18 protein-coding genes and 1 tRNA gene are annotated in these 21,545 nt (G+C 47.0%); 14 read left to right on the top strand and 5 right to left on the bottom strand.

The window, feature by feature from the left end; all coding sequences use genetic code 11:
- Positions 1-44: 44 nt before the first annotated feature.
- Both GT1_RS08420 and GT1_RS08415 read left to right on the top strand, forming a co-directional pair.
- Positions 45-2,702: a calcium-translocating P-type ATPase, PMCA-type gene (locus GT1_RS08420; RefSeq protein ID WP_188398331.1), complete on the top strand. Its 2,658-nt coding sequence runs from the start codon at positions 45-47 to the stop codon at positions 2,700-2,702.
- Positions 2,703-2,967: 265 nt separating this feature from the next.
- Entirely contained in the window at positions 2,968-4,320 is a 1,353-nt protein-coding gene (locus tag GT1_RS08415; protein WP_188398330.1) for an amino acid permease, read from the top strand.
- A gap of 37 nt (positions 4,321-4,357) precedes the next feature.
- On the opposite strand, the gene GT1_RS08410 is transcribed toward GT1_RS08415, so the two are convergent.
- Positions 4,358-5,767, bottom strand: coding sequence for an FMN-binding glutamate synthase family protein (locus tag GT1_RS08410; protein WP_188398329.1), 1,410 nt, complete (start codon positions 5,765-5,767; stop codon positions 4,358-4,360).
- A 4-nt stretch (positions 5,768-5,771) separates the two neighbouring features.
- Positions 5,772-7,190 carry an FMN-binding glutamate synthase family protein gene (locus GT1_RS08405; RefSeq protein ID WP_075756246.1) on the bottom strand — a complete coding sequence of 473 codons (1,419 nt, stop codon included), beginning with the start codon at positions 7,188-7,190 and terminating at the stop codon, positions 5,772-5,774.
- A 180-nt stretch (positions 7,191-7,370) separates the two neighbouring features.
- Here GT1_RS08405 and GT1_RS08400 point away from each other — a divergent pair, with 180 nt between their 5' ends.
- The 9 genes from GT1_RS08400 (at position 7,371) to GT1_RS08360 (ending at position 14,870) form a co-directional block, all read left to right on the top strand.
- On the top strand, positions 7,371-7,772 hold the full coding sequence (locus tag GT1_RS08400; protein WP_223226126.1) for a cytochrome c: 402 nt from the start codon (positions 7,371-7,373) through the stop codon (positions 7,770-7,772).
- The gene (locus GT1_RS08395) at positions 7,772-9,256 is read left to right on the top strand and encodes a cbb3-type cytochrome c oxidase subunit I (RefSeq protein ID WP_188398328.1); all 1,485 of its coding nucleotides are present in this window, start codon (positions 7,772-7,774) and stop codon (positions 9,254-9,256) included. The genes GT1_RS08400 and GT1_RS08395 overlap by 1 nt, the downstream gene beginning before the upstream one ends.
- A 98-nt stretch (positions 9,257-9,354) precedes the next feature.
- Positions 9,355-9,981 (top strand): DUF3786 domain-containing protein, encoded by a 627-nt coding sequence (locus GT1_RS08390; RefSeq protein WP_188398327.1) that lies wholly within the window; start codon positions 9,355-9,357, stop codon positions 9,979-9,981.
- A 219-nt stretch (positions 9,982-10,200) separates the two neighbouring features.
- Positions 10,201-11,397 carry a diguanylate cyclase gene (locus tag GT1_RS08385; protein WP_188398326.1) on the top strand — a complete coding sequence of 399 codons (1,197 nt, stop codon included), beginning with the start codon at positions 10,201-10,203 and terminating at the stop codon, positions 11,395-11,397.
- A 21-nt stretch (positions 11,398-11,418) separates the two neighbouring features.
- Complete coding sequence (locus tag GT1_RS08380; RefSeq protein ID WP_188398325.1) at positions 11,419-12,423, top strand: nucleoid-associated protein; 1,005 nt, start codon at positions 11,419-11,421, stop codon at positions 12,421-12,423.
- A gap of 108 nt (positions 12,424-12,531) precedes the next feature.
- Complete coding sequence (locus GT1_RS08375) at positions 12,532-12,975, top strand: DUF6173 family protein (protein WP_075756243.1); 444 nt, start codon at positions 12,532-12,534, stop codon at positions 12,973-12,975.
- A gap of 314 nt (positions 12,976-13,289) precedes the next feature.
- On the top strand, positions 13,290-13,469 hold the full coding sequence (locus GT1_RS08370) for a uracil-DNA glycosylase (protein ID WP_075756242.1): 180 nt from the start codon (positions 13,290-13,292) through the stop codon (positions 13,467-13,469).
- A gap of 71 nt (positions 13,470-13,540) precedes the next feature.
- Positions 13,541-14,443, top strand: a complete 903-nt coding sequence (locus tag GT1_RS08365; RefSeq protein ID WP_188398324.1) for an EamA family transporter — start codon at positions 13,541-13,543, stop codon at positions 14,441-14,443.
- Complete coding sequence (locus GT1_RS08360; RefSeq protein ID WP_188398323.1) at positions 14,427-14,870, top strand: DUF188 domain-containing protein; 444 nt, start codon at positions 14,427-14,429, stop codon at positions 14,868-14,870. The genes GT1_RS08365 and GT1_RS08360 overlap by 17 nt, the downstream gene beginning before the upstream one ends.
- Positions 14,871-14,952: 82 nt before the next feature.
- Here GT1_RS08360 and GT1_RS08355 read toward each other — a convergent pair whose 3' ends face one another.
- The 3 genes from GT1_RS08355 to GT1_RS08345 all read right to left on the bottom strand — a co-directional run bounded on the left by GT1_RS08355 (position 14,953) and on the right by GT1_RS08345 (position 19,723).
- The gene (locus GT1_RS08355; RefSeq protein WP_188398322.1) at positions 14,953-16,722 is read right to left on the bottom strand and encodes a B12-binding domain-containing radical SAM protein; all 1,770 of its coding nucleotides are present in this window, start codon (positions 16,720-16,722) and stop codon (positions 14,953-14,955) included.
- A complete protein-coding gene (locus tag GT1_RS08350) occupies positions 16,715-17,896 on the bottom strand; it encodes a cyclic nucleotide-binding domain-containing protein (RefSeq protein WP_188398321.1) in 1,182 nt (393 codons plus the stop codon). Before GT1_RS08350 ends, GT1_RS08355 begins: the two co-directional genes overlap by 8 nt.
- A 171-nt stretch (positions 17,897-18,067) precedes the next feature.
- Positions 18,068-19,723 carry an ATP-binding protein gene (locus tag GT1_RS08345; protein ID WP_188398320.1) on the bottom strand — a complete coding sequence of 552 codons (1,656 nt, stop codon included), beginning with the start codon at positions 19,721-19,723 and terminating at the stop codon, positions 18,068-18,070.
- Positions 19,724-19,975: 252 nt separating this feature from the next.
- Between GT1_RS08345 and GT1_RS08340 the strand changes: the two genes are divergently transcribed.
- The 3 genes from GT1_RS08340 to GT1_RS08330 all read left to right on the top strand — a co-directional run bounded on the left by GT1_RS08340 (position 19,976) and on the right by GT1_RS08330 (position 21,275).
- A complete protein-coding gene (locus GT1_RS08340) occupies positions 19,976-20,575 on the top strand; it encodes a nitroreductase family protein (RefSeq protein ID WP_188398319.1) in 600 nt (199 codons plus the stop codon).
- A gap of 156 nt (positions 20,576-20,731) precedes the next feature.
- Entirely contained in the window at positions 20,732-21,181 is a 450-nt protein-coding gene (gene tadA / locus GT1_RS08335; protein WP_188398318.1) for a tRNA adenosine(34) deaminase TadA, read from the top strand.
- Between the two features lie 4 nt (positions 21,182-21,185).
- Positions 21,186-21,275: transfer RNA gene (locus tag GT1_RS08330), tRNA-Ser, on the top strand.
- The last annotated feature ends 270 nt before the right edge of the window (positions 21,276-21,545 follow it).

Below are 21,545 nucleotides of genomic sequence, written 5' to 3'. Positions count from 1 at the left end.
TAACACTTGTCGTGATTATGTAACAGAAAGGAATGTGACTGATTATGTGGTTTGCAAAATCGGCGCCGGAAGTTCTTACAGAATGTAAGGTCGACCCGGCTACGGGGCTGACTACCGAAGAAGCGCAGGCCCGGCTGGCTCAGTATGGTGAAAATAAGCTCGAGGGTAAACCTAAGAAAAGTTTAATAGCGCTATTTTTTTCCCATCTTCAGGATATGCTGATCTATGTGCTGCTGGGGGCGGCCGTTATCACCCTGGTAATTGGTGAATATGTAGACGCAATTATCATTCTGTTAGTAGTATTCTTAAATGCGGCTATTGGTGTTATCCAAGAGTACAAAGCAGAAAAAGCGGTTGAGGCGCTGCAGCAAATGACTACGCCGAAATCACTGGTAAAACGTGACGGACAAATCCAGGAAATTAACTCTGAAGACATAGTAGTAGGCGACATTGTGGTCATCGACGCGGGGCGGTTTATCCCTGCCGATATCAGACTGATTGAAAGCGCCAACCTTCAAATAGAAGAATCGGCGCTAACCGGCGAATCGGTTCCCTCTGAGAAAGATGCCAACAACATACACCCGGACCCGAAGACGCCGATTGGCGATAAAACCAATATGGCCTTTATGTCAACTCTGGCTACCTATGGCAGAGGCGAAGGGGTTGTTGTCGCCACTGCGATGGAAACGGAAATTGGCAAAATTGCTAAGATCCTGGATGAGGATATTGAAGAAATGACTCCCCTGCAAAAGCGTCTGGATGAACTTGGCAGGGTTTTGGGTTTTATTGCTATTGCCGTATGTGTGCTCATTTTTATTATCGCCTTTTTCCAAAAACGAGATTTATTTGAGATGTTCTTAACCGCCATAAGTTTAGCTGTTGCCGCTATTCCTGAAGGTCTTCCGGCAATTGTTGCCATCGTTCTGGCGCTGGGTGTCACCAGAATGTCAAAGATAAACGCAATTGTTAAAAAACTGCCTGCGGTTGAGACCCTCGGCTCTGTAAGTATCATATGTTCAGATAAAACCGGCACACTCACCCAGAACAAGATGACGGTGGTGAAGTTTTATACATTAGATAACCTTCAGAATGTCCCGTCAGAAGGAACCGGGTTTGAGGCCAGGCAGGAAGAACAGGAATTAATGAAATCCTTTGTCCTGTGCTCTGACGCCACCTATGAAGATGGCCAGGGCACCGGTGATCCTACGGAAGTTGCTTTGATTGTGCTGGGGGATAAATATGACCTGTCAAGGCAAAGGCTGCATACCGAGTATAAACGGGTTGGTGAAAAGCCGTTTGATTCTGACAGAAAGCTGATGTCCACCCTCAACCAGGAGGGAACTGGCTACAGAGTTCATACCAAAGGCGCTATTGATAATATTTTAAAAATAGCCAAAAACGCTTTGGTCAATGGTCAGGTTGTCCCCTTAACGGCAGAGATGAAAGCAAACTACTTACAGGTTGCTGAGGCAATGTCAGACGATGCCTTGCGGGTGCTTGGCGCCGCCTATAAAGATACGGATCGTGTAATTGACCCGGAGGAAATGGAGCAGGACCTGACTGTTTTGGGGATTGTCGGCATGATCGACCCGCCCAGACTGGAGGTTAAGGACTCGATAGCCCAAGCTAAGAGCGCCGGTATTACACCGGTTATGATAACCGGCGATCATAAGAATACAGCGGCTGCGATTGCCAAAGAACTGGGCATTGCCTCGGCGCTGGAACAGAGTATTACGGGTACGGAAATAGATGCCTTGTCAGAGGAAGAATTTGCAGGCAAAATAAACAATTATCGGGTATTTGCCAGAGTATCACCCGAACATAAGGTTAAGATTGTTAAAGCCTATCAGGAACAGGGAAATGTTGTTTCGATGACCGGTGACGGTGTTAATGACGCACCTTCTTTAAAAAATGCCGATATCGGGGTTGCCATGGGTATCACCGGCACAGATGTGTCTAAGAGTGCCAGTGACATGATCCTGGCAGATGATAATTTTACAACCATTGTCCATGCCATCGAAGAAGGCAGAAATATATACAATAACATCAGAAAATCGGTAATATTTCTCCTTTCCTGCAATCTGGGTGAAGTTGTCGCTATTTTTGCTTCGGTACTGTTCTTTTGGCCGGTGCCGCTGCTGGCCACCCAGATACTCTGGATTAACTTAATCACCGATACCTTGCCGGCGATTGCCCTTGGTGTTGATCCCGGCGATAAGGAAGTTATGAAGAAAAAGCCAAGAGATCCCAAGGAAAGCTTTTTTGCCGGCGGTGCCGGCGCCAGAGCGGTGCTTGGCGGAACCTTAATCGGTGTTCTTACCTTGGTCGCCTTTTACTTTGGCTTGAACGAATACGGCTATAGCCTGGGATCTGCCAATATACCGGAAGAGGTATTAACATATGCAAGAACTATGGCATTTGTAGTTCTTGCCGGTTCCCAGCTGTTTTACTCATTTGCCATGAGGAGTCCTACGAAGTCCATTTTCCAGCTTGGCCTGTTTTCCAACAAGTATTTGGTGGTTGCAGTAGTCGTTGGCTTTATGCTCCAGCTTGGGGTTATAACGATACCCTTTCTTGCCGATGCATTTAAGCTGCAAATGCTTTCCGGCGGAGACTGGGGGATTGTCATCCTGTTTAGTCTAATCCCCTTGACCTTAAACGAGATAGCTAAAATATTTATGAGAATGACGGCAAAGAATTAAATATAAGGCAACAACTGTATAAAGGCTCTACAGGCACTGGTTCTGCGGGCCTTTTCTCTTTTCCTACTGCTGGGGCAGCGGTTGCAGATATATCTGACCGGATTAGTGAGTATACTTTTGTTTTGTGGGAATGTACATCCGGTAAGAAAGGTAGTAATTTTTTTGTACAATCATATCAAAGCGGCAGGAGTTTTTAAGTTTTCACATAATATTATGATAGGTTGCGGGGTAATGAAATAGAACGAGAGTAGAAAGGCGGAAAACCATGGACGAAAGTCATACACAACAAGAAGTACGGCGTGGCCTCAAGAATCGTCATATTCAAATGATTGCGCTCGGGGGAGCTATTGGCACAGGGTTGTTTTACGGCTCGGCTACAGTGGTGAAAATGGCGGGACCGGCGATTACCTTATCCTATCTGGTTGGCGGTATTGTTATCTTCTTTATTATGCGGGCGCTGGGGGAAATGTCGGTAGCCCATCCGGTATCAGGTTCTTTCAGTCAGTATGCTTATCAATACTGGGGTGAGCTTCCGGGCTTCATTTCCGGCTGGAACTATTGGTTTAATTATGTGGTTGTTGGCATGGCCGAATTATCGGTTATCGGCACTTATATTAATTATTGGATTCCGGATATTCCCACCTGGCTGTCGGCGCTGGTGTGTCTGGTAGTCGTTACCCTGATTAATGTAATTAATGTAAAGGCCTATGGCGAGTTTGAATTTTGGTTTGCTATTATCAAGGTGCTGGCCATTATCGGCATGATTGTTTTTGGTGTGGCGATGATTTTTTTCGGCATCGGCAATGCGGGACAGCCTGTGGGGCTTAGTAATTTATGGGCCCATGGCGGCTTTTTCCCAATGGGTCTCTATGGGGTGGTTATGTCACTGGTATTGGTCATGTTTTCCTTTGGCGGTGTCGAGCTTGTGGGTATTACGGCCGGCGAAGCGGAAAACCCGGAAAAAACCATTCCTCAGGCCATTAACCAGGTAGTCTGGAGAATTCTGCTGTTTTACGTAGGGGCGATGATCGTTATTTTAGCCATATTCCCCTGGAATGCCATTGAGACAACAGGCAGCCCGTTTGTTCAGATATTTTCGCATGTAGGTATTCCTTCGGCGGCTCATTTGCTGAATTTTGTCGTGCTTACAGCCGCCCTGTCGGCGTATAACAGCGCTTTGTACAGTAATGGCAGAATGCTGTACGGGCTTGCCAAGCAAGGCAATGCGCCGAAGCTTTTGGGCAAACTCAATAAGGCGGGCGCGCCGGTAAATGCCGTGCTGGTTTCAACGGCGTTTACTTTAATCGTGGTATTAATAAGTTATTTGGACCCGGCCAAGGTTTTCTTATATTTTATGGCCTTAGCCACCATCTCGATTATTATTAACTGGGCCACCATATTGCTGGTTCAGTTAAAATTCCGCAAACATCACCAGCAAACCAACGAACCAATTTTGTTTAAAATGCCGCTGTATCCGTTGGCGTCTTATTTTGCCCTGGCCTTTTTAGTGTTGGTTGTCGGTATTATGGCACTGATGCCTGAGATGCGCTACTCACTGTATATTGCCCCGGTCTGGTTGCTGGGTTTGTATTTTGCCTATAAACTAAAAGCCAAGTAAACAAGTATATTTGTTACCAGCAAAAATCCGCAGACTTTTAGTCTGCGGATTTTTTTGCGCCAAGCGCCTGCTTTACGCCGGTAATGTCGGCAGTAATGGAATCCAAAGCAATCAGGTCATCAGGCTGAAGCTCGGCTAAGGAGGACCGGCCCAAAGCCCGCATGGCTTCTTCCATTTCCGCAGTCATTGCAGTCAGTACATTGGCCACGCTGGTAGCGGCCTGTCCGACCGAAAGCTGTGTTTTGGCCGGTGAATTGTAATATACCAGGGCGGTGGGCGGTTCCCAGGGGGCGATTTTGGTGATTTGATTATGTGTCAGGGCAAACAGAGGAACCGTACCCAGCGAGACGGCGTCCGCACCGAGGGCCAGGGCTTTTAGACATTGGCCTGGGGTAAAATATCCGCCGGAGATGATTAAACTAACCGGGGTGTTTGCCAAAAACCGTTTGGCCCGAACCAAAGCGCATAAACTGGGCAGCCCGAAATCATCTTGTTTGGTCGGGATGGAGGCATGGGATCCGCCTTCGGCACCATCAATGGCGATGGCATCAAAGCCTAAAGCTACGGCCAGCGCTAAATCTTCTTCAAGGTTCTCGGTCGCCATGATTTTAAGTGCAATGGGGATGCCATTGGCTCTTTGGCGCAGCCTTTGCATGAAAATGGGCCAATCCTCCGGCTTTTGTATCCCCGGCGGTGCGGGGAGGGGGCTGGCCGGCTCGCCGGCGGCTAAGCCGGCCAGCAGGCGCGCTCTGCCGGCAATATCTGCCGCCTTGGTGCGGGTTGAACCGATGCTGCCGCCTTGTCCCATTTGCACCTCCAGCATGTGGGCGGCGGCAATTTGCTGATCGGTCCTTCCGCCCCACGGCCAGCGGCAAATTTGTAAAATGAATTTGCCGGCAGCCTGCGGTTCCTCGGGGAGAAAAGGACCCTCACCGGAATTTGTCGCCGTCTGCAGGGTTTTCGACGCTTTGGCCAAAGCCAGTTTCGCCTCTTCGCTGAGCGCCGTGCCATAAGCCATGCCGGCAATCAGTAAAGGGATTTTTATGGTCAGCGGTTTTTCCGCTTTAGGACCGAGGGTTACGCTCATATCGATTTTAGCGTCTTCAGGCAAGGAGAATTTAGTCATTTGCCGGGGAGAGAACATAAGGTTATCATAGCCAAGGAACTGTTTTGGCGAGCCTGATGGCCTTTCGATAAGTTTTCCCGTTTCGGCACGCAGACTCATCTCAATTAAATTTAAGAGAGACAGGCGCTTTACGGACGGAAACAACTCGGCCAGATTCTGATCGTAATCTTCCGTAAATAGTTTGGTTAGCGCGTCGTCAGAGATACGATTCATGAAATAACGAAAAAGAGGTTTGGCCAGAACGAGCAATACTGCCGGCATAAGAACCAGCAAAAGCAGTATCAGCAGCAGCAACAGCGTATCTGTTATCAATATGGGCATAGTGTCATTCCTTAACAGGCTGGTTGTTACCGGTAATCAGCATTTCCTTCACTCCTGTAATCTCTGCCGTGGTGGAATCCAAAGCAACAAAATCATTAATACTAAACTCTTTAAAAGAAGCCTTCCCCAAAGACCGCATGGTCTCTTCCATTTCCAGCACCATTGAGGTGATTACATTGGCTGCACTGGTGGCAGCCTGGCCGATATCAAGCTGGTTTTTGGTCGGTGAATTGTAATATACCAGAGTGGTAGGCGGTTCCCAGGGGACGACTTTGTTAAGCTGGTTGTGGGCGAGGGCCAATAGCGGAACGGTGCCCAAATAGATGGCATCCGCCCCTAAGGCCAGGGCTTTAAGACACTGGCCTGGTGTAAAAAAACCGCCTGCCACCACTAAACTGATGGAAGTGTTTTTCAGCAAACGTTTGGCCCGCACCAAAGCATAGATGTTGGGTATACCAAAATCATCCTGCTTAATGGGAGCGGTGGCATGCGAGCCGCCGCCGGAACCGTCAAGCATGACGGCATCAAACCCCAATTGAATCGCCATCGCCAATTCCTCTTCCAGCCGGCCGGTAGCCATAAGCTTCAAGGCTATGGGAATACCATTAGCTCTCTGCCGTAATTTCTGCATAAAAGCAGGCCAGTCTGCCGGCGTTTGCACCCCGGGCGGCGCCGGCAGGGCAATTGCCGGTTCACCGGGAGCCAAGCCTCCCAGGATGCGGGCTCTGCCTTCCACATCGACCGCATCGATGCGTGAGGTTCCCATATCGGCTCCTTGCCCCATTTGCACTTCTAACATATCGGCGGTGGCAATTTGCTGATCGGTTCTCCCACCCCACGACCAGCGGCAGATTTGCAGGATGAATTTGCCGGCAAGCAGCGGTTCTTCGGGTAAAAACGGACCTTCGCCGGAATTGGTGGCTGTTTGCAGGATTTTTGATGCCTTGGCCAAAGCCAGCTTGGCCTCTTCGCTGAGGGCCAAGCCGTAGGCCATGCCGCCGATCATCAGGGGGATTTTGAGAGTTAACGGTTTTTCCGCCTTGGGGCCAAGGGTTACGCTCATATCTATGCGGGTACTTTCGGGCAGAGCAAAGGAAGTCAGTTGCCGGGGGGAAAGCATGAGGTTATCATAGCCGGCGAAAGACTTAGGTGAGCCTAACGGTCTGGCGATGGCTTTTCCCGTTTCGGCACGTAAGCTCATTTCGATCAAATGCAAAAAGGAAAAACGTTTCAGCGAGGGGTAGAGTTCGGCAAGATTCCGCTCGTATTTTTTGGTCAGCAGCTTGGACAGCGCAGCGACGGTCATACGTTTTATAAAAAAACGCGCAATCGATTTAGCAAACAACAATAATATCAGCAATACCAAAAACGGTAAAAGCAGCAGTAGCAGCAACCATTGGGACTCGGCTATGAACAGTTCCATAATCGTCTTCCTTAACAACCCTTTATCTTTATTAGGGAATAGTATTTGATATTTGCCCTTGGTTTAAACCGGATTTGCGGGGCAGGCAGCGAAGAACTTGGGCAGAAGAGCGGCTACTTTGCAAAAATGTGGCAATACTATAACGTAATCCTTAGGTGGGGATAAAGGGAGGGACCGGCTTTGGGCAAAGCCTATACTTTTTTTGGCATCCTCTTGGCCGTGATGGGACTTTTTTCTGTTTTGGTTTATGATTCTATCCGTAATGCCGACGCAGAGCAGCCCATTCCGCCTGATGCCTTGCAGGGGAAACAGATCTTCCAACGGCGGGCCTGTATTGAGTGTCATACCGTTTTTGGCAACGGCGGCTATGTAGGGGGCGATCTTACCAAGAGCTATGTCAGAACCGGTGCGCCGGCTCTTACGGAATATCTGGTACAGGCACCGGTACTAACCGGAGCTAAAAAAAAGCGCCATGAACAGCTTAATGAGCAAGACGCAGCAGCCGTGGTGGCTTACCTCAGATATCTCAGTACCCTTAACACGCTTGATTGGCCGCTGAATACCAATAAAGGAGCCCGTTGATGCTACTTTCCCAAAAGTTATGCTATAAGTATGTTGTATTAACTTTTATATTTTTTGGACTGCAAGGCATTGTGTCAACCGGTGGCGCCCTGGATACCGCTTTTCCCGACCTCCCCAACCCGGTTCCGTTTACAGCCGGCAGGTCTTTTCATCTCAATATCAGTATTCTGTGGCCGCTGTTTGGCATAACAGGCATTGTATACTATTTTTTCAGTCGTGAAGCCGGCAGGGAAATGTATAGTTTAAAACTCATTGAAGCAAATTTCTGGGTGTTTCTGGTAACCATAGTAACAATACTTGGTTCGCTTGTGCTGGGTTTCAATGAGGGCATTGAATATCTCGAAGCATGGCGGCCACTCAAGCTGGGAATTGCCGTTTCCATCAGTCTCCTGTTTTATAATCTTATCAGAACCTATCTTGCGGCCAAGGTGCCGAAAAGCCGGGCAACGCTTGTTAGTATCTTAGCCGGGAGTTTTACCCTGATTGTCTTCTTTTTGCCTAACCTGCTGCGTTATGCGCATCCGGTTGCTGAAGAATTCCTGAAATTTTGGGTGGTTCACCTTTGGGAAGAACTGAGTTTAGAGCTTATTGGCACAGGTGTGCTGGCGGCAGCTGTGCTAAATTTGCCGGGAATGCAGCGTAGCGTTATTGAAAATGTCATTTATCTGGATATTACGGTTATGGTCTTAACGGGAGTTTTGGCTACCGGCCATCATTACTATTGGGCCGGAGGCCCGTTTTACTGGATATGGATAGGCGGCGCTTTCAGCACCATCCAGGTTGTGCCTGCGTTCTTACTGCTGTACGCCATTGGTAAAACCGTGAAACTGCAATATTTTTTTCAATTGGGACAACGCGAGAAAGTGGTTATGGTCATGATTGCCAGCAGTATGTTTTATCATATTTTCGGGGCAGGCTTACTGGGCTTTCTGATGGCGGTTCCTGCTGTCAACAAATATATTCATGGCACATACATAACCTCTGCCCATTCACATTTGGCGGTTTTTGGTGTCTTTGGTTTTCTGGTTTTGGCGTTAGGCTACTATATTTTTTTCTCGGAAATTGCGCTTGATACACAAAGCTACCGGCTCAGCCTGCTGGGGGTCTTTTGCCTGAACGCCGGTTTGCTGGTCATGTCGGCGGCCTTACTTGTCGCCGGTGGTTTGCAGTCCTATCTCTGGTATGTTGCGGGGCTGTCGGTGGGGGAGACAAATCAGGGGATTTTTCCCTGGCTGCTGCTCCGGCTGGTGGGCGGGCTGACCTATACGACAGGCAGTTCTCTCCTGACCTATATAATTATCAAAAAAGTCTGGAGCAACTTTGCTCTCTGCTTCCCTTCGCTGGCCATGCTGGAACAGCAGCGAACCATTACCTTGCAGGAGCTGCACAGCGGTTTTCAGCAAGTCCATACTGCGGGCAGTAAGCTGGAACAGGTTTTGCGCCAGACAAAATTTCTGCTGGATAAGTATCGCAATTTAAAGTGACTTTATTGTAAAAACCAGGTGTATATCGCTCCCAGGGGAAAATTCTTCAGAAATCTCCGGACAAATGGGTTATAATTAGTCCCAAGGGAGGGATTGGTATGGAGTCAAATTACCGGATTGCTTATAATAAAGGCTGGCAGGATTTGAAACAAAAGGACCCTGAGGAAGTTTCCCAATACATGCAGGTGACTTACTTGCCTGAGGTGCAGCAATTTATCGTCCCCATGTTTAATGAAAATTACATAGTAGACATACAACACGAAACCATTGCCAGACAGGCAGATGGAAAAACGCCGGAAATGGAAGCCGCTATCTTGCTGCTGCATTATCTGTCTTTTTTCCAATACCAGGCAGAGCCGGCAAATAAATGGGTAAGCCTCAAGGAAATACCCAATGGCGGTATTTTGTTTTATCCTGCGTTTCGCAAAACTCCGATTCAGAGCTTGATTAACACCTTTGGTAACCGTCCGGAGTTTCTGCTTACCTGTGCCGCCCGGCTCGGCGGCCAGGCTGCGAAATTTGGCGATGCTGCTGCGGTTTTTCAGGTGTTCCCGAAAATTCCCCTATGTGCGGTGGTGTGGGAAGGTGATGAAGAAGTTGCGGCCAATGCCACCATCCTGTATGATCCGTCGATCGCGCATTTTTTACATATTGAAAGCATCATCGGCGTGGGCTGGCACCTGGCGCAAAGGCTGGTCAAGCTGGCGTCGAAGGAACAGAGTTAGCCTGCTTGCCGGATAAGCCTCCGTAGACGGTTTCGTCTACGGATTTTTGTATTCCACCGGAAAGCCCCGGTGTGTGGCTGATTGTTATACTCGCTGCATCGCTGGGTGTTTACCTTCGGCGGCACCATAAATTAATGACAATAAATGTCGAAATTGCTATAATGGTAGTTGGCAAAACAGCATAAGGACAAAATGAGTGAAAGGACTTTAGGAAACCGAATGGCAAACATACTGTCAGGATTTACCACCATTCCGTTCGGGGTGCTGGTTGTGATCTTTATCGCCTATTTTCAAATGCCTGTCAATGACGCATTATTTGCGATGCTGGATAGCTCTGCCTATATCCTATATGGTGCCGGAATGATTCTGAGCTGGTGGTTTAACCGCAGCCGGGTCTTTTTTATTACTATGCTGCTGGCGCTTTCCCAGTATGCGCTTAGTGGCACAGCGGCGGCCGATACCGGAATTGCGGCGCTGCCGGCAGTACTGTACCCTGTGCTTTGTACACTGTTGCCGATGAATATATTCGTTTTTTCGCTGCTGAAAGAACGGGGAATCTTTAATACCTGGGGCCTGGGACGGTTTGCGATTATTCTTTTCCAGGTATTTTATGTTGCGATGGCGATTACCGCCAATGACAGTACCATGCTCAGCTTTTTTCATAAAGAATTCCTGGCTGAAGACCTGTCCGGCATAACGAAAATTCCGCAGGTGGCATTACTGGCCTATGCGGCTGCGTTTTTATTGCTCTTTATCAGGCAGCTCAAAACCCGGTCCCGGTTGGACCGCACCTTTGCCGCGGTACTGGTTAGCACTATGCTGGGGCTTCAGTGGCAGGCCGAGCCGTTGGCGCTGCCGGTATTTTTTGCCGCTGCCGGGATCATGCTGATTATTGCCGTCATTCAGGATTCTTACTCCATGGCCTATCTTGATGAGCTGACCGGGCTGCCGGCCCGCCGTGCCCTCAAAGAAGAACTGATGAAGCTAAGAGGCGAGTATACCATCGCAATGGTGGACATAGATTTTTTCAAAAAATTCAATGATACCTATGGCCACGACACCGGTGATGACGTGCTGTGCCTGGTGGCGACTGTTTTAAGAAAGGTGACAGGGGGCGGGAAAGCTTTTCGTTATGGCGGTGAGGAGTTTACCATTGTCTTTCCCCATACGCCGCTTGCCAATGCCTTGCCTCATCTGGAGAAACTGCGGGAAGCAATAGAAAAAACACCGTACGCCTACCGGGGAAAACGGGCGCAGAAGACCAAGAAAAAAGCCACGAAAAAGCTGTTTGTAACCATCAGCATTGGAGCGGCTGAACGCAGCGAAAAGCATGCGGAAACTCACGAAGTAATCAAAGCCGCTGACACTGCCCTCTATCGCGCGAAAAAGAAGGGACGGAACTGTGTCAGTAAATAGCGGGAGAAAAGGAAGATTGCCATGTTGATACATATAGATAAAGCCATTCTGCATATTCTGGATTTTAACTCAGGCGTAACGGTTTTTTCCGAACAGGAGCTGGATATAACCAGTAACAGTGTTGTCGCCTTTTTAACTAAGCATATCGAAAAATTGTATCAGGATCAGAGTGCCAAAACAGGCAATTTTTATCCCAACAGCAAGTTCAGGCAGCAGGTAGCAGACTATCTTGCCGGCGGTGTGGATTTCACCGGTTTTTCCATTTATGCCGCCGAATTAATGTATGCTGCCATGGCTCAGGCCGATGCCCTGGCCTCTACCGATGTACTAATTTGCGATTTTACCATTGACAGCAACCGGATGCTTGCGCTGTTAAAATGCAATAACAAAATTGGCTTCATTCATCAGGTGGTACAGGAAAATGACAAAATCAAAAATGATATTATCAACCATTATGCCATCTTGCCGGGGCTGGCGCAAAAGCTGGATGAATATGCCTTTATTGATGCCAATTCACTGGCGATTACCTTTGTTGATAAAAAGCGCTCAGTCAATGGCGTGGAAACCTATATCCTGGCCGATCAGGTATTAGAATGCAGTTCACGGGTTTCACCGAAGGAGACCCTTGCCTTGGTGAATGCCATTACCCGCACGGTAGCGGAAAATCACGGAGCAAGCACTGTCGAGGCAGTGGCTAAAGCCAAAAATTATATTGTGGAGAATACCGGGATTTCCGAACAACTGGACCCGGTGGCCTTAGGCAAAGAGGTGTTCAGCGCTTCGCCTGCCATGCAGGCCGAATATATCAAAGAAGTAGAAAGTGCCGGCATTGCTGAAACTGTCAAAATCGATAAGGATTTTGCCGTTAAAAAGGGAAAAAGCCATAAGATTAAAACCGATACCGGGATTGAAATAACATTTCCTGTGGATTATTTTGAAAGCAGCGAGTATATTGAGTTTGTTAATAATCCGGATGGCACAATATCCATCCAGTTAAAAAATATCGGCAGCATAATCAATAAATAATGGATTAGGAAACTGCGCTGTCAAGGCCGGCAGGCGCAGCCGGAAGTATAGAGGATTATCCCCGGCGGTGGCGAATCCAGTAGGAAAGCTTTGTTAGGAGTGACATGCATGACTTTGAATCCTAAGAATTGGTCTTTGCCCGATATCCCCATGCTGAAGTCCTTTAGCCAGCAGTTGTCTGAATTCAATCAGCCCTATACTGCCAAGAATATGTTTCAGCAGCTTGTGGAGCGGGTCAAGGATTTTGAGGCTAAACTGGACCAGGAGCATGAGGTGGGGATGCGCCTGGTGAGTTTTGGTAAATCAACAGAATTCAGCGTATCACGTATCGGTTATTTGGACCCCAGTTTGCTCTGGTTTCAGGGGGTTATGCCTGATGGCTCGGAGGTTGAGCTTGTCCAGCACGTTAGCCAGATTAATTTTATGCTGCTCAAAGTCAAACGAAAGCTGCCGCAAGAACCGCGGTGTCCGATCGGTTTTTGTCCGCTATTGCCACCGGCGGAAACAGCCATTCCTGACAGGCAAAAAATAATTGAGGCGAATGAGGAATAATTTATGTATATAGTGGGGATACTAATAATGTACTAGGTGTCCTCCGAGTCTGAGGGTTGCGAAAAAAATACTTTTGAATTATGCGCATACATAAGCACCATACATACCCCCCTGCCTGGCAGGGGGGTAATTTTATTTTACCGGAAAGTGATTTTTACCGGCAGGATCAACGTCGGCTTGTGCTTTTGCCAAAGGCGGGGTGCAAGCGATGTTTCTTTAGCGAGATAATAATGACAAAAAAAATTCGAATTGGTATAATAAGAGACTAAGAGGTACAGTGATATAAGTTAGCATTGACCTGGATGAGGTGCCAAATGAACGAGACACCAAAGTGTACCAAATGCCAACACTATTATATTACCTGGGATAAGGTTTTCCCCTATGGCTGTAGAGCCATGGGCTTTAAAAGCCATAGAACTCCTGCTGCTGTTGTCAGGGAGTCGTCCGGACAGGAATGTTTGGCCTATGCCGAAAAAACCAAAGGGGTAAAGTAAGTATCCGTGGACACTTGGTCTGCGGATTTTTAACAAAAGTGCCGAGCTGCACAGAGTAGGAGTTTGCCAGCATGCAAAAACGGGACATCCTCATCGGCCTGGTGGTTGTTATTGTATGGGGCCTTAATTTTATTGCTATTAAAGTAGGTTTGCGGGATATTCCGCCGCTTTTATTAGTGGTGCTGAGGTTTGTGTTAACCTGCTTCCCGATTATCTTTTTCCTGCCAAGGCCGCCGATTTCCTGGGCTTGGCTGCTGGCTCTAAGCTTGTCGATAAATGTAGGACAGTTTTCGCTGCTGTTTATCGGGATGAAAGTGGGGATGCCGGCCGGGCTGGCTTCATTAGTTCTGCAATCTCAGGCCTTTTTTACCCTGTTGATAGGCGTCGCATGGCTGGGAGAACAGTGGCGCTGGAACCATCTGGCAGGGCTGTTTTTAGCAGGCAGCGGCATGACCATTATTGGTTCGCAGCAGGGTGGTGAGATGACGGCCACCGGCTTTGGGCTGGTTATAGCTGCCGCCGCTTGCTGGGGTGCCGGCAATGTCATTATGCGGCGGGCTACCGTGGGAATACCGGCTTTTCCGATATTGTCCCTGATTGTCTGGATGGGTGTGGCGGCTATTTTGCCGTTAATGGTATTGTCCTTATGGCTGGAAGGCTATGATGCCTGGGTGGCCGCCTGGCATACAGCCGGTTGGGCAAGCCTGGGCGCGCTTATCTATTTAGCCCTTTTCGCTACTATCATTGGCTACGGTTTGTGGGGAAAGCTGCTTTCCCGTTATCCTGCAGCAGTGGTTTCCCCATTTGCGCTGTTGGTGCCGGTGGTGGGACTGACCAGCTCGGTCTTGCTGCTGGGAGAGACAGTGTCTTTTTGGCAGGGGGTTGGCGCTTTGCTAATTATGATTGGTTTAGTGGTGCATGTTTTGGGGGCCAATTGGAAGGTGGGGAAAAAACGCCATGAAAATAGTAGTTGATGCCGATGCCTGTCCGAAGGCCGTGCTGCAGTTGTGCCGCCAAATCGGGAGCAACTATGCTATCCCGGTTTGGACGGTAGCCAGTTTTAATCACAATATTATCTCAGACCACCATGTAATCGTAGGGAGTGCTTCCCAGGAAGCCGATATAAAGATAATTAACCTGACCGAGCCGGGGGATATTGTCATTACCCAGGATTGGGGCCTGGCCTCGATGGTGCTTGGCAGGGCCGCCTATTGCCTGAGTCCGGTGGGGAAGGAATATCAGCCGGCAAGGATTGAATTCCTGTTAGAAGAACGGGAGCTCAAAGCAAAGTTTCGGCGGGGTGGGGGCAGAACCAAAGGGCCGGGGAAAAGAACCCAGGAAGATGACCGGCGCTTTGCGGCTGTGTTAGAAGGTATTATTATCAGGACAATTAACAGGTAAGTCTCTGAAGGGGCTTTATAGCCCCAAAAGACTAGGAACCGCCAGCCGGCGGTTCCTTTTGTCTGGGCAGGACAGTATACATTTAATGATTTTCTTTCAATACAATTTCTGCAGGATCAGGATTATCCTGCACTGTGGGATTGGCGTCAGCCAATTGTTTGCTGCGTTCATTCATTTTATGGGTAATGTGTTTGATATAGTTGCAAGTGCCGCTGATAATATCGACAAAAGAAGTTTTCTTGAACTCGAAGAGGTCTTCTTTGGAGCTATAGCCGATGGCCTGGCTCATCATCAGATAATCATCAGAAATGTTGATGGGAATACCCATATCCACAATGACCCGGTTTAACCTGCCGATTTCTTTTAGTATTTTCGCCATATCAAGATCGTTGAGCGTGTAGTCCAGTTTGCGCCAGAACTCGACCGGTTTGTAGATGGAATACTCGTAGTTCATCAGTTCCGGGACAAAGTTTTCTCCTAGCTTGAAGCCCAGCTTTTCTTTGTCGTCAAACCAGACTGTGCCGGGGAACACACCGGGCGGGTTGATGATAACCGCATCCGGATTGGCTTCAATAATCAAGCTGACGTTTTGCTCGAAAACCTCTTCCAGGGTTACGCCGGGGACGACCGGGCACGGATAGATCATGGATAACACGATTTGGCAAGACATATTTTCGGCCGATGCCGCCAGTTTGATGCAATGAATGGTATCAATGATGTTTTTCCGCGTAACGCCTTTGTTCATAATTTTGTCATTAATTTCATCATGGCCGGTTTCACCGCCTAAAAATACGGCTCTGAGGCCGGAGCGGATCATCAGGCGGTAGCTCTCATAAACATACTCGGTTACATTACCTGGCCGGGCAAACATGGAATAATTCATTTTTATCTTATTATCGATAATCATTTGTGCGATGTCCCGGCCGTGCCCTATCGGTGTTTCTGAGCTGCTGAACCGGAAAAAGGCGATACCGCGGCTGGTCATTGCCGTAATTTCGTCTTTTATCTCTGCCAATGGCCGTGGCGTATAATGGGTATTTTGCCTGGTATGTGAGCAAAAGCTGCACTTATTCCAAGTGCAACCCAGGCCGTCGACCAGGGTATGGAACCATACCTTGTCTGCCATGTCTACTGGCCTGTACTTGGGAACAGTAAAGGAGTGGAACATATAGTCGCCGGTTTCATGATAGTGTCCTGTCCGGATTACCGGTGAAGGCCCGATTTCCTGCTGCACCAGTTTGAGGAAAGCGGCTTTTGTCGGGACGGTTTTTCTTTTATTGAGCAGATATTCCAGGATTTCTTCGCCAGGGCCCATAATGGCCAAGTCAAATTGCTTTTCGGCTAACACATATTCACCATACACCTTGACATGCGGTCCGCCGACAACCACAATGGTTTCAGGATTGGCCTCCCTGAGCCTTTGCGCCAGTCTGACACTCCAGGCATAAGGAGCGCCGCCCCAAAGCTTGATTCCCACAATGGGGATTTGCTCGGTTTTTACCAGGGTAACGATATTGTTGATAATCTTCTCCATATATTTTTTGCGGAAATGCAGGGTTAGCGACTGAACCGGCCAAGCCAGCAGCAGGGAAAGCAAGCCCAGTGGCTTAAAACGGCGGCTGTATTCATGAAGCTGCAATTTTACCAGTTTGCGCAGCAACCGGGTGCACCACTGGGGAACCCCCTTTTCTACGCGCGACACTCGCTGTTCGTCGGCAACATACACGGTAAAGCCGTGTTCTTCCAGATAGGTTCGGATGACGGCCAGTCCATTTTCCAATGCCGCGTCAGATGCAATTCGCTGTCTGGGCGCAAAGCTGTTCACCAATAATAAATCAATACCTTTAGTCATTTTCTTTTCCTCCTTGTTCGGTTAATGAGGCGCAAGCATAGGCAAATCCCCGGCTGGTTGTTAGGTTGCTTACTAGGATTTCTGCCGCTTGCGGATGAAGATGCTGATAACGTGCCAGGGCTTGTCCGGGTAAAACAAAGACTTCCGATTCGGTTAAAGCAGTTACTGTTTCGGTTTGCCGGACTTGGGCAGACAGAACAGGGCTGCCAAAATGATCACCAGGCAGAAGGATGCGTGTGCCTGCCGGTGAAGTGGCCTGCAAAGTGCCTGAGATTAGAATATATATATCGTTTGACAAACTGTTGGGGTAGAGGATGCAGTCGCCTGACGCGCAATGGAAGAGAGCGCCTGACGCCAGGATAGTCATAATGCTCTCACTATCAAGGTTTATGAAGGGCGGAATTACATAAGGAGAGACAAGTAGCTTCTCCTGGACATAGGCCCATAGGCTTTCACGGGAGGCTAATTGGGTATTGATGTGTTTTGCTGTTTCCGGGAATGCTTGCAGGAATTGTTGGGGTATGGTTAGATCATTGCAATATCTGCGGGCATGGCGGTATAGGGGAGATTTAATAGCACGGAAATGATTAATATCTTCTACTACCATAACCAGTGATACTAACAAGCCATAACCTGGATCTGTGAAATTTTTGGCAAATTTTCTAAAACCCATTCGCTCATATAATGGAACAAGGTAAGGGTTGCAGCCTGTAAAGCACAATTGAACTTTATATTCACGGAGAAGGCGGTAAGCCTCGGAAATTATAAGATAAAGAGTGGGTGAATTCCGATATTCAGGTTTAACAGCTAATTTGGTGCCAAGACCAAAATGTTGATTGCCCCAATTGGTATGAAGCAACTGAATCTTATTCATGCAGAAAACTTCAGCTAAGTCAGCAGGATAGTTTTCTGCTGCGGCGATGGTTACCCGTATTGTGGCTACAATGTTGTTGCCGGTCTGTGCATACAATAAGATACTGCTGTTATCAAGCACATCATAAAGCAGTCCTTCATTGTTACCAGCCGATTCTAAGGGCTTTCCCATTTCTTGCACATACACTTCATAACGCAACCGGTAAATCTCGTGTTTTTCCCAGGTTTGGGTAGCAATACGGATTTGTACGGGGCAATTAGGCTGGTCATCGCAATAAACTGGGATGTTGTTGGTTTTCATAATAAGATCATCTCCTTATTTTTACGTCAAATGCCCTGGGAAAATATTAATACAATCAAAGGCACCACCTCCTTTCTCATGGTTTGAATATAAATGCTACACAGTAAATAAGACATATTAAAACAAAAAAAAGAGTCCTTGTTAGGACTCCTTGAAGAACAAGCCGCTGCCTTATGTATTTTTGAAGATGACCTTGAAGGTTGTTCCTAGAGGTCCCGAATCCACTTGAATAGTGGCGCGGTGATCGGAAACTATTCTGTAGATGACAGCAAGGCCAAGGCCGGTCCCATTTTCTTTGGTGGTCAAAAAGGGCTTGCCGATATTATCTAATATGTGTTGAGGGATTCCTTTCCCTTGATCCTGGACAGATAGGACCACATCGCCATTTTCAACATAAGTTTTTAACGTAACAGTTCCACCTGGTTCCATGGCTTCCAGACCATTACGAACTAAATTCAATAATAACTGTCGGATTTCTTTCTCATCCAGACACACGGCGGGTGTAGGCGCCGCATTATAACACACATCTTTACTGGTGGCATTGGCGGCAGCCTTTAGCAAAGGATAAATATCTTGGATGATTTGGTTAAGTTGGAAGGATTTTAGTTCTCTTGATTTATTCTGACACAGAGACAAATACTCCTGAATAATTAAATTGGCCCGGTCAAGTTCACTGATTAATAGATTAAACTGCTCCTGGTAACTGGCGAAGTTAGATTTTCGTTGAAAGAGCTGTAAGTATCCCTTGACTGTTGTCAGTGGGTTTCTGATCTCGTGCGCTACGTTTGCCGCCATTTGACCTACTGTATTTAGCCGGTCTAAGCGGGAAACATCGTGTTCTAATTCCCTTCGGGCAGTAATATCACGAATGATTCCTTCGAAACTCATGCAGACACCATTTTCATCAAAAATGGGAACGGTGGTTTGTTCAACCCAGATAATAGTGTGATCCCGCCGGATAAGACGCATAATTATGGGAGTAGCCGAAGTTGCAACAGGATCTTGTATAAGTTTCTGAATGAGTAAGGTATCACTTGGATGAATCAGGGAGAAAAGTAGTTCGGGCGACTGGGAAAAATCGCTGATATCGTAGCCGGTTAATTTGACGATAGAAGGGCTTAAATAGGTAATCTTTGGAACAGGATGTAGCTTATAGAGATAAATGGTGTCGGCAGCGTTTTCCGCCAGGAGGCGGTATTGTTTTTCTTTAGTCGCTAAATCGCGGAAATTTCGCTCTAGATAGAGCATTAATATACCCAGGGCTATGATAAATCGGAGAGTGCCGCTAATTAGGAATCCCCATGGAATGAACCAAGTAACAGTTATCAGAAACGGCATATCTAAAGTATGTATTCCTGTTCCTAAAAAAGCTAAGCTTACAATAGTTTTTCCCCAGCCTTTAGTGTTAAGATGCCGTATAAACATCCAACTGTGCCAAAAGTATATATAAGCAACGAAGACACAAGCGGGAACTACTTTAACAAGAAAATGCATATCTAGAGAGCTGGTTATAATAGAAAATATAATGACCCCAAATGCCGAGTAATACCAGCCCTTATGCATTTTATGTTCTAAAAATTTACACGTGGCATATATCAACAGTAAATAATTGCTGAGTAATATAATCTGAACGCTGATTAAAAGGAACAAAGGAAGTTGGTGGAGTGGAGTACGGTAAAAGATTTGGCTTACAAAATGGACAAGCCAAAAAATAGCCCACAGACCAATATAGGTTTGGCGATATAGAGAGTATAAAAAGAAGTAGACACATACGACAATAAATGTAGCTGATAAAGTTACAACAATAGAAAGCTCGTAAAAGGTCATTTACAAGATCCCTCCAGCGCACCTAACATCTAATTTTCATATTCCTACACAATTAAATTATTATACCAAATTTATTGTGCGAATTATGGGATTTCGTGACGAAATTTCGATTTATTATGCATATGGTGGAATAATCAGTGCCCCTCATTGAAAACAATAATAGTAAATCATTATAGTTCTTTAGTGAGACACAGTATGTTATACTAAACATATAACTATATTTATCCAAATAGATGGAACGGAGGCAGCATTATGGAAAAAAACTTTTTGGTTGCAGTGCGAGATAGAAGAAGCTTTTATGGAATTAGCAAGGAATTTGTTACTACCGACGAGCGGGTTCAACAAGTAATTGAAGAGGCAGTTAAGCATACGCCCTCCGCCTTTAACTCACAAAGTGCACGGGTGGTTGTTTTATTCGGCGAACAACATAACAAGCTGTGGAATATTACCAAAAATGAACTGCAAAAGATTGTTTCTCCGGAAAAGTTTGCATCAACAGAAGAAAAAATCAATTCTTTTGCCAACGGTTCCGGTTCCATCCTCTTCTTCGAAGATATGAGTGTTGTGGAAAACCTGCAAAACCAGTTTCCTTCTTATAAAGAGAACTTTCCGCTATGGTCTCAACAGTCCTCAGGCATGCTGCAATTGGTAGTCTGGACTTCGTTGGAGCTAGAGGGGTTTGGCGCTTCATTGCAGCATTACAACCCGCTTATCGACGAAGCTGTAAAAAAGGAATGGAATATTCCAGAGCAATGGAAGCTGATTGCCCAAATGCCTTTTGGCAAACCTACCGCAGCCCCCGGTGACAAGGAATTTCAACCGCTGGGAGAACGCATTAAAGTCTATAAATAACTGGTTAGGCAGGTCAATATAAAAGCCAGGAAGCCTTATTAAGGTTTCTTGGCTTTTTCCTTGAATATCGCCAACATGTGACATTGATTTTTTTCCGGCGGCGGGATATAATATCTAAGTAACATTTTTGGCAAAACCGTTCGGCGGTGAGATAACGTGGATGACAACTACTATATGGGATTGGCACTTACTGAGGCGAGAAAGGCATTTGCTCTTGGTGAAGTACCTATTGGCGCGGTGCTGGTGATGGATAATCAGGTTGTATCTGCTGCTCACAACATGCGGGAAAGTTGGCATGATGCCACTGCACATGCGGAAGTCATTGCCATCCGGGATGCCTGTCAGCAGTTGAACCGCTGGCGGTTGACGGGAGCTACACTTTATGTTACTATAGAGCCGTGTCCCATGTGTGCTGGGGCACTTGTCATGAGCCGCATAGACAAATTGGTGTATGGCAGTCCGGACTACAAAGCCGGGGCAGTAGAGTCGCTGTTCAATATTGTGCAACATCCTGCGCTCAATCACCGGTTGGAAGTAATAGCCGGAGTGCGCGCCGATGAATGTTCCGGTATTATGAAAGAGTTCTTCCGTTTACGCCGAAAATAAATACGGAGAGGTGTCCGAGTGGTCGATGGTGCTTGACTCGAAATCAAGTGTCCTGTCAAAGGGACCGTGGGTTCGAATCCCACCCTCTCCGCCAGTGAAGTCAAGGCTTCTAGCGTTTTTGCTAGAAGCCTTTTTTATTGCGAAAAAAGAAGAAACTGTTTGTTTTGACCCCATTTTGACCCCAAGTGTAATTTTAGTGTGTATAATGATGGATTTTGACATGATAAATATTTCATTGTAAAACGTGGTGATAAGAGGCATTTATTCACCGTAAAGTAATTACTTTTATAAAACTAAAAGTATTGATAAAAGTAATTACTTTGTGGTAAAATAAGGATGTATGGTTGTACGGGTAAGGGGTGGT

This window comes from Sporomusa sp. GT1 (assembly GCF_014634905.1).
Classification (GTDB): Bacteria; Bacillota; Negativicutes; order Sporomusales; family Sporomusaceae; genus Sporomusa; species Sporomusa sphaeroides.
The sequence above is the reverse complement of the archived record's forward strand: the minus strand, read 5'-3'. Positions and strand labels throughout refer to the sequence as shown.

Bases quoted from the DNA above. Each gene is read 5' to 3' on its own strand.
- GT1_RS08345 (WP_188398320.1), bottom strand. From the start codon at position 19,723: ATGACCTTTTACGAGCTTTCTATTGTTGTAACTTTATCAGCTACATTT.
- GT1_RS08370 (WP_075756242.1), top strand. From the start codon at position 13,290: ATGAACGAGACACCAAAGTGTACCAAATGCCAACACTATTATATTACC.
- GT1_RS08350 (WP_188398321.1), bottom strand. From the start codon at position 17,896: ATGAAAACCAACAACATCCCAGTTTATTGCGATGACCAGCCTAATTGC.
- GT1_RS08355 (WP_188398322.1), bottom strand. From the start codon at position 16,722: ATGACTAAAGGTATTGATTTATTATTGGTGAACAGCTTTGCGCCCAGA.
- GT1_RS08415 (WP_188398330.1), top strand. From the start codon at position 2,968: ATGGACGAAAGTCATACACAACAAGAAGTACGGCGTGGCCTCAAGAAT.
- GT1_RS08395 (WP_188398328.1), top strand. From the start codon at position 7,772: ATGCTACTTTCCCAAAAGTTATGCTATAAGTATGTTGTATTAACTTTT.
- GT1_RS08375 (WP_075756243.1), top strand. From the start codon at position 12,532: ATGACTTTGAATCCTAAGAATTGGTCTTTGCCCGATATCCCCATGCTG.
- GT1_RS08380 (WP_188398325.1), top strand. From the start codon at position 11,419: ATGTTGATACATATAGATAAAGCCATTCTGCATATTCTGGATTTTAAC.
- GT1_RS08410 (WP_188398329.1), bottom strand. From the start codon at position 5,767: ATGCCCATATTGATAACAGATACGCTGTTGCTGCTGCTGATACTGCTT.
- GT1_RS08360 (WP_188398323.1), top strand. From the start codon at position 14,427: ATGAAAATAGTAGTTGATGCCGATGCCTGTCCGAAGGCCGTGCTGCAG.
- GT1_RS08390 (WP_188398327.1), top strand. From the start codon at position 9,355: ATGGAGTCAAATTACCGGATTGCTTATAATAAAGGCTGGCAGGATTTG.
- GT1_RS08385 (WP_188398326.1), top strand. From the start codon at position 10,201: ATGGCAAACATACTGTCAGGATTTACCACCATTCCGTTCGGGGTGCTG.
- GT1_RS08365 (WP_188398324.1), top strand. From the start codon at position 13,541: ATGCAAAAACGGGACATCCTCATCGGCCTGGTGGTTGTTATTGTATGG.
- GT1_RS08420 (WP_188398331.1), top strand. From the start codon at position 45: ATGTGGTTTGCAAAATCGGCGCCGGAAGTTCTTACAGAATGTAAGGTC.
- GT1_RS08405 (WP_075756246.1), bottom strand. From the start codon at position 7,190: ATGGAACTGTTCATAGCCGAGTCCCAATGGTTGCTGCTACTGCTGCTT.
- GT1_RS08340 (WP_188398319.1), top strand. From the start codon at position 19,976: ATGGAAAAAAACTTTTTGGTTGCAGTGCGAGATAGAAGAAGCTTTTAT.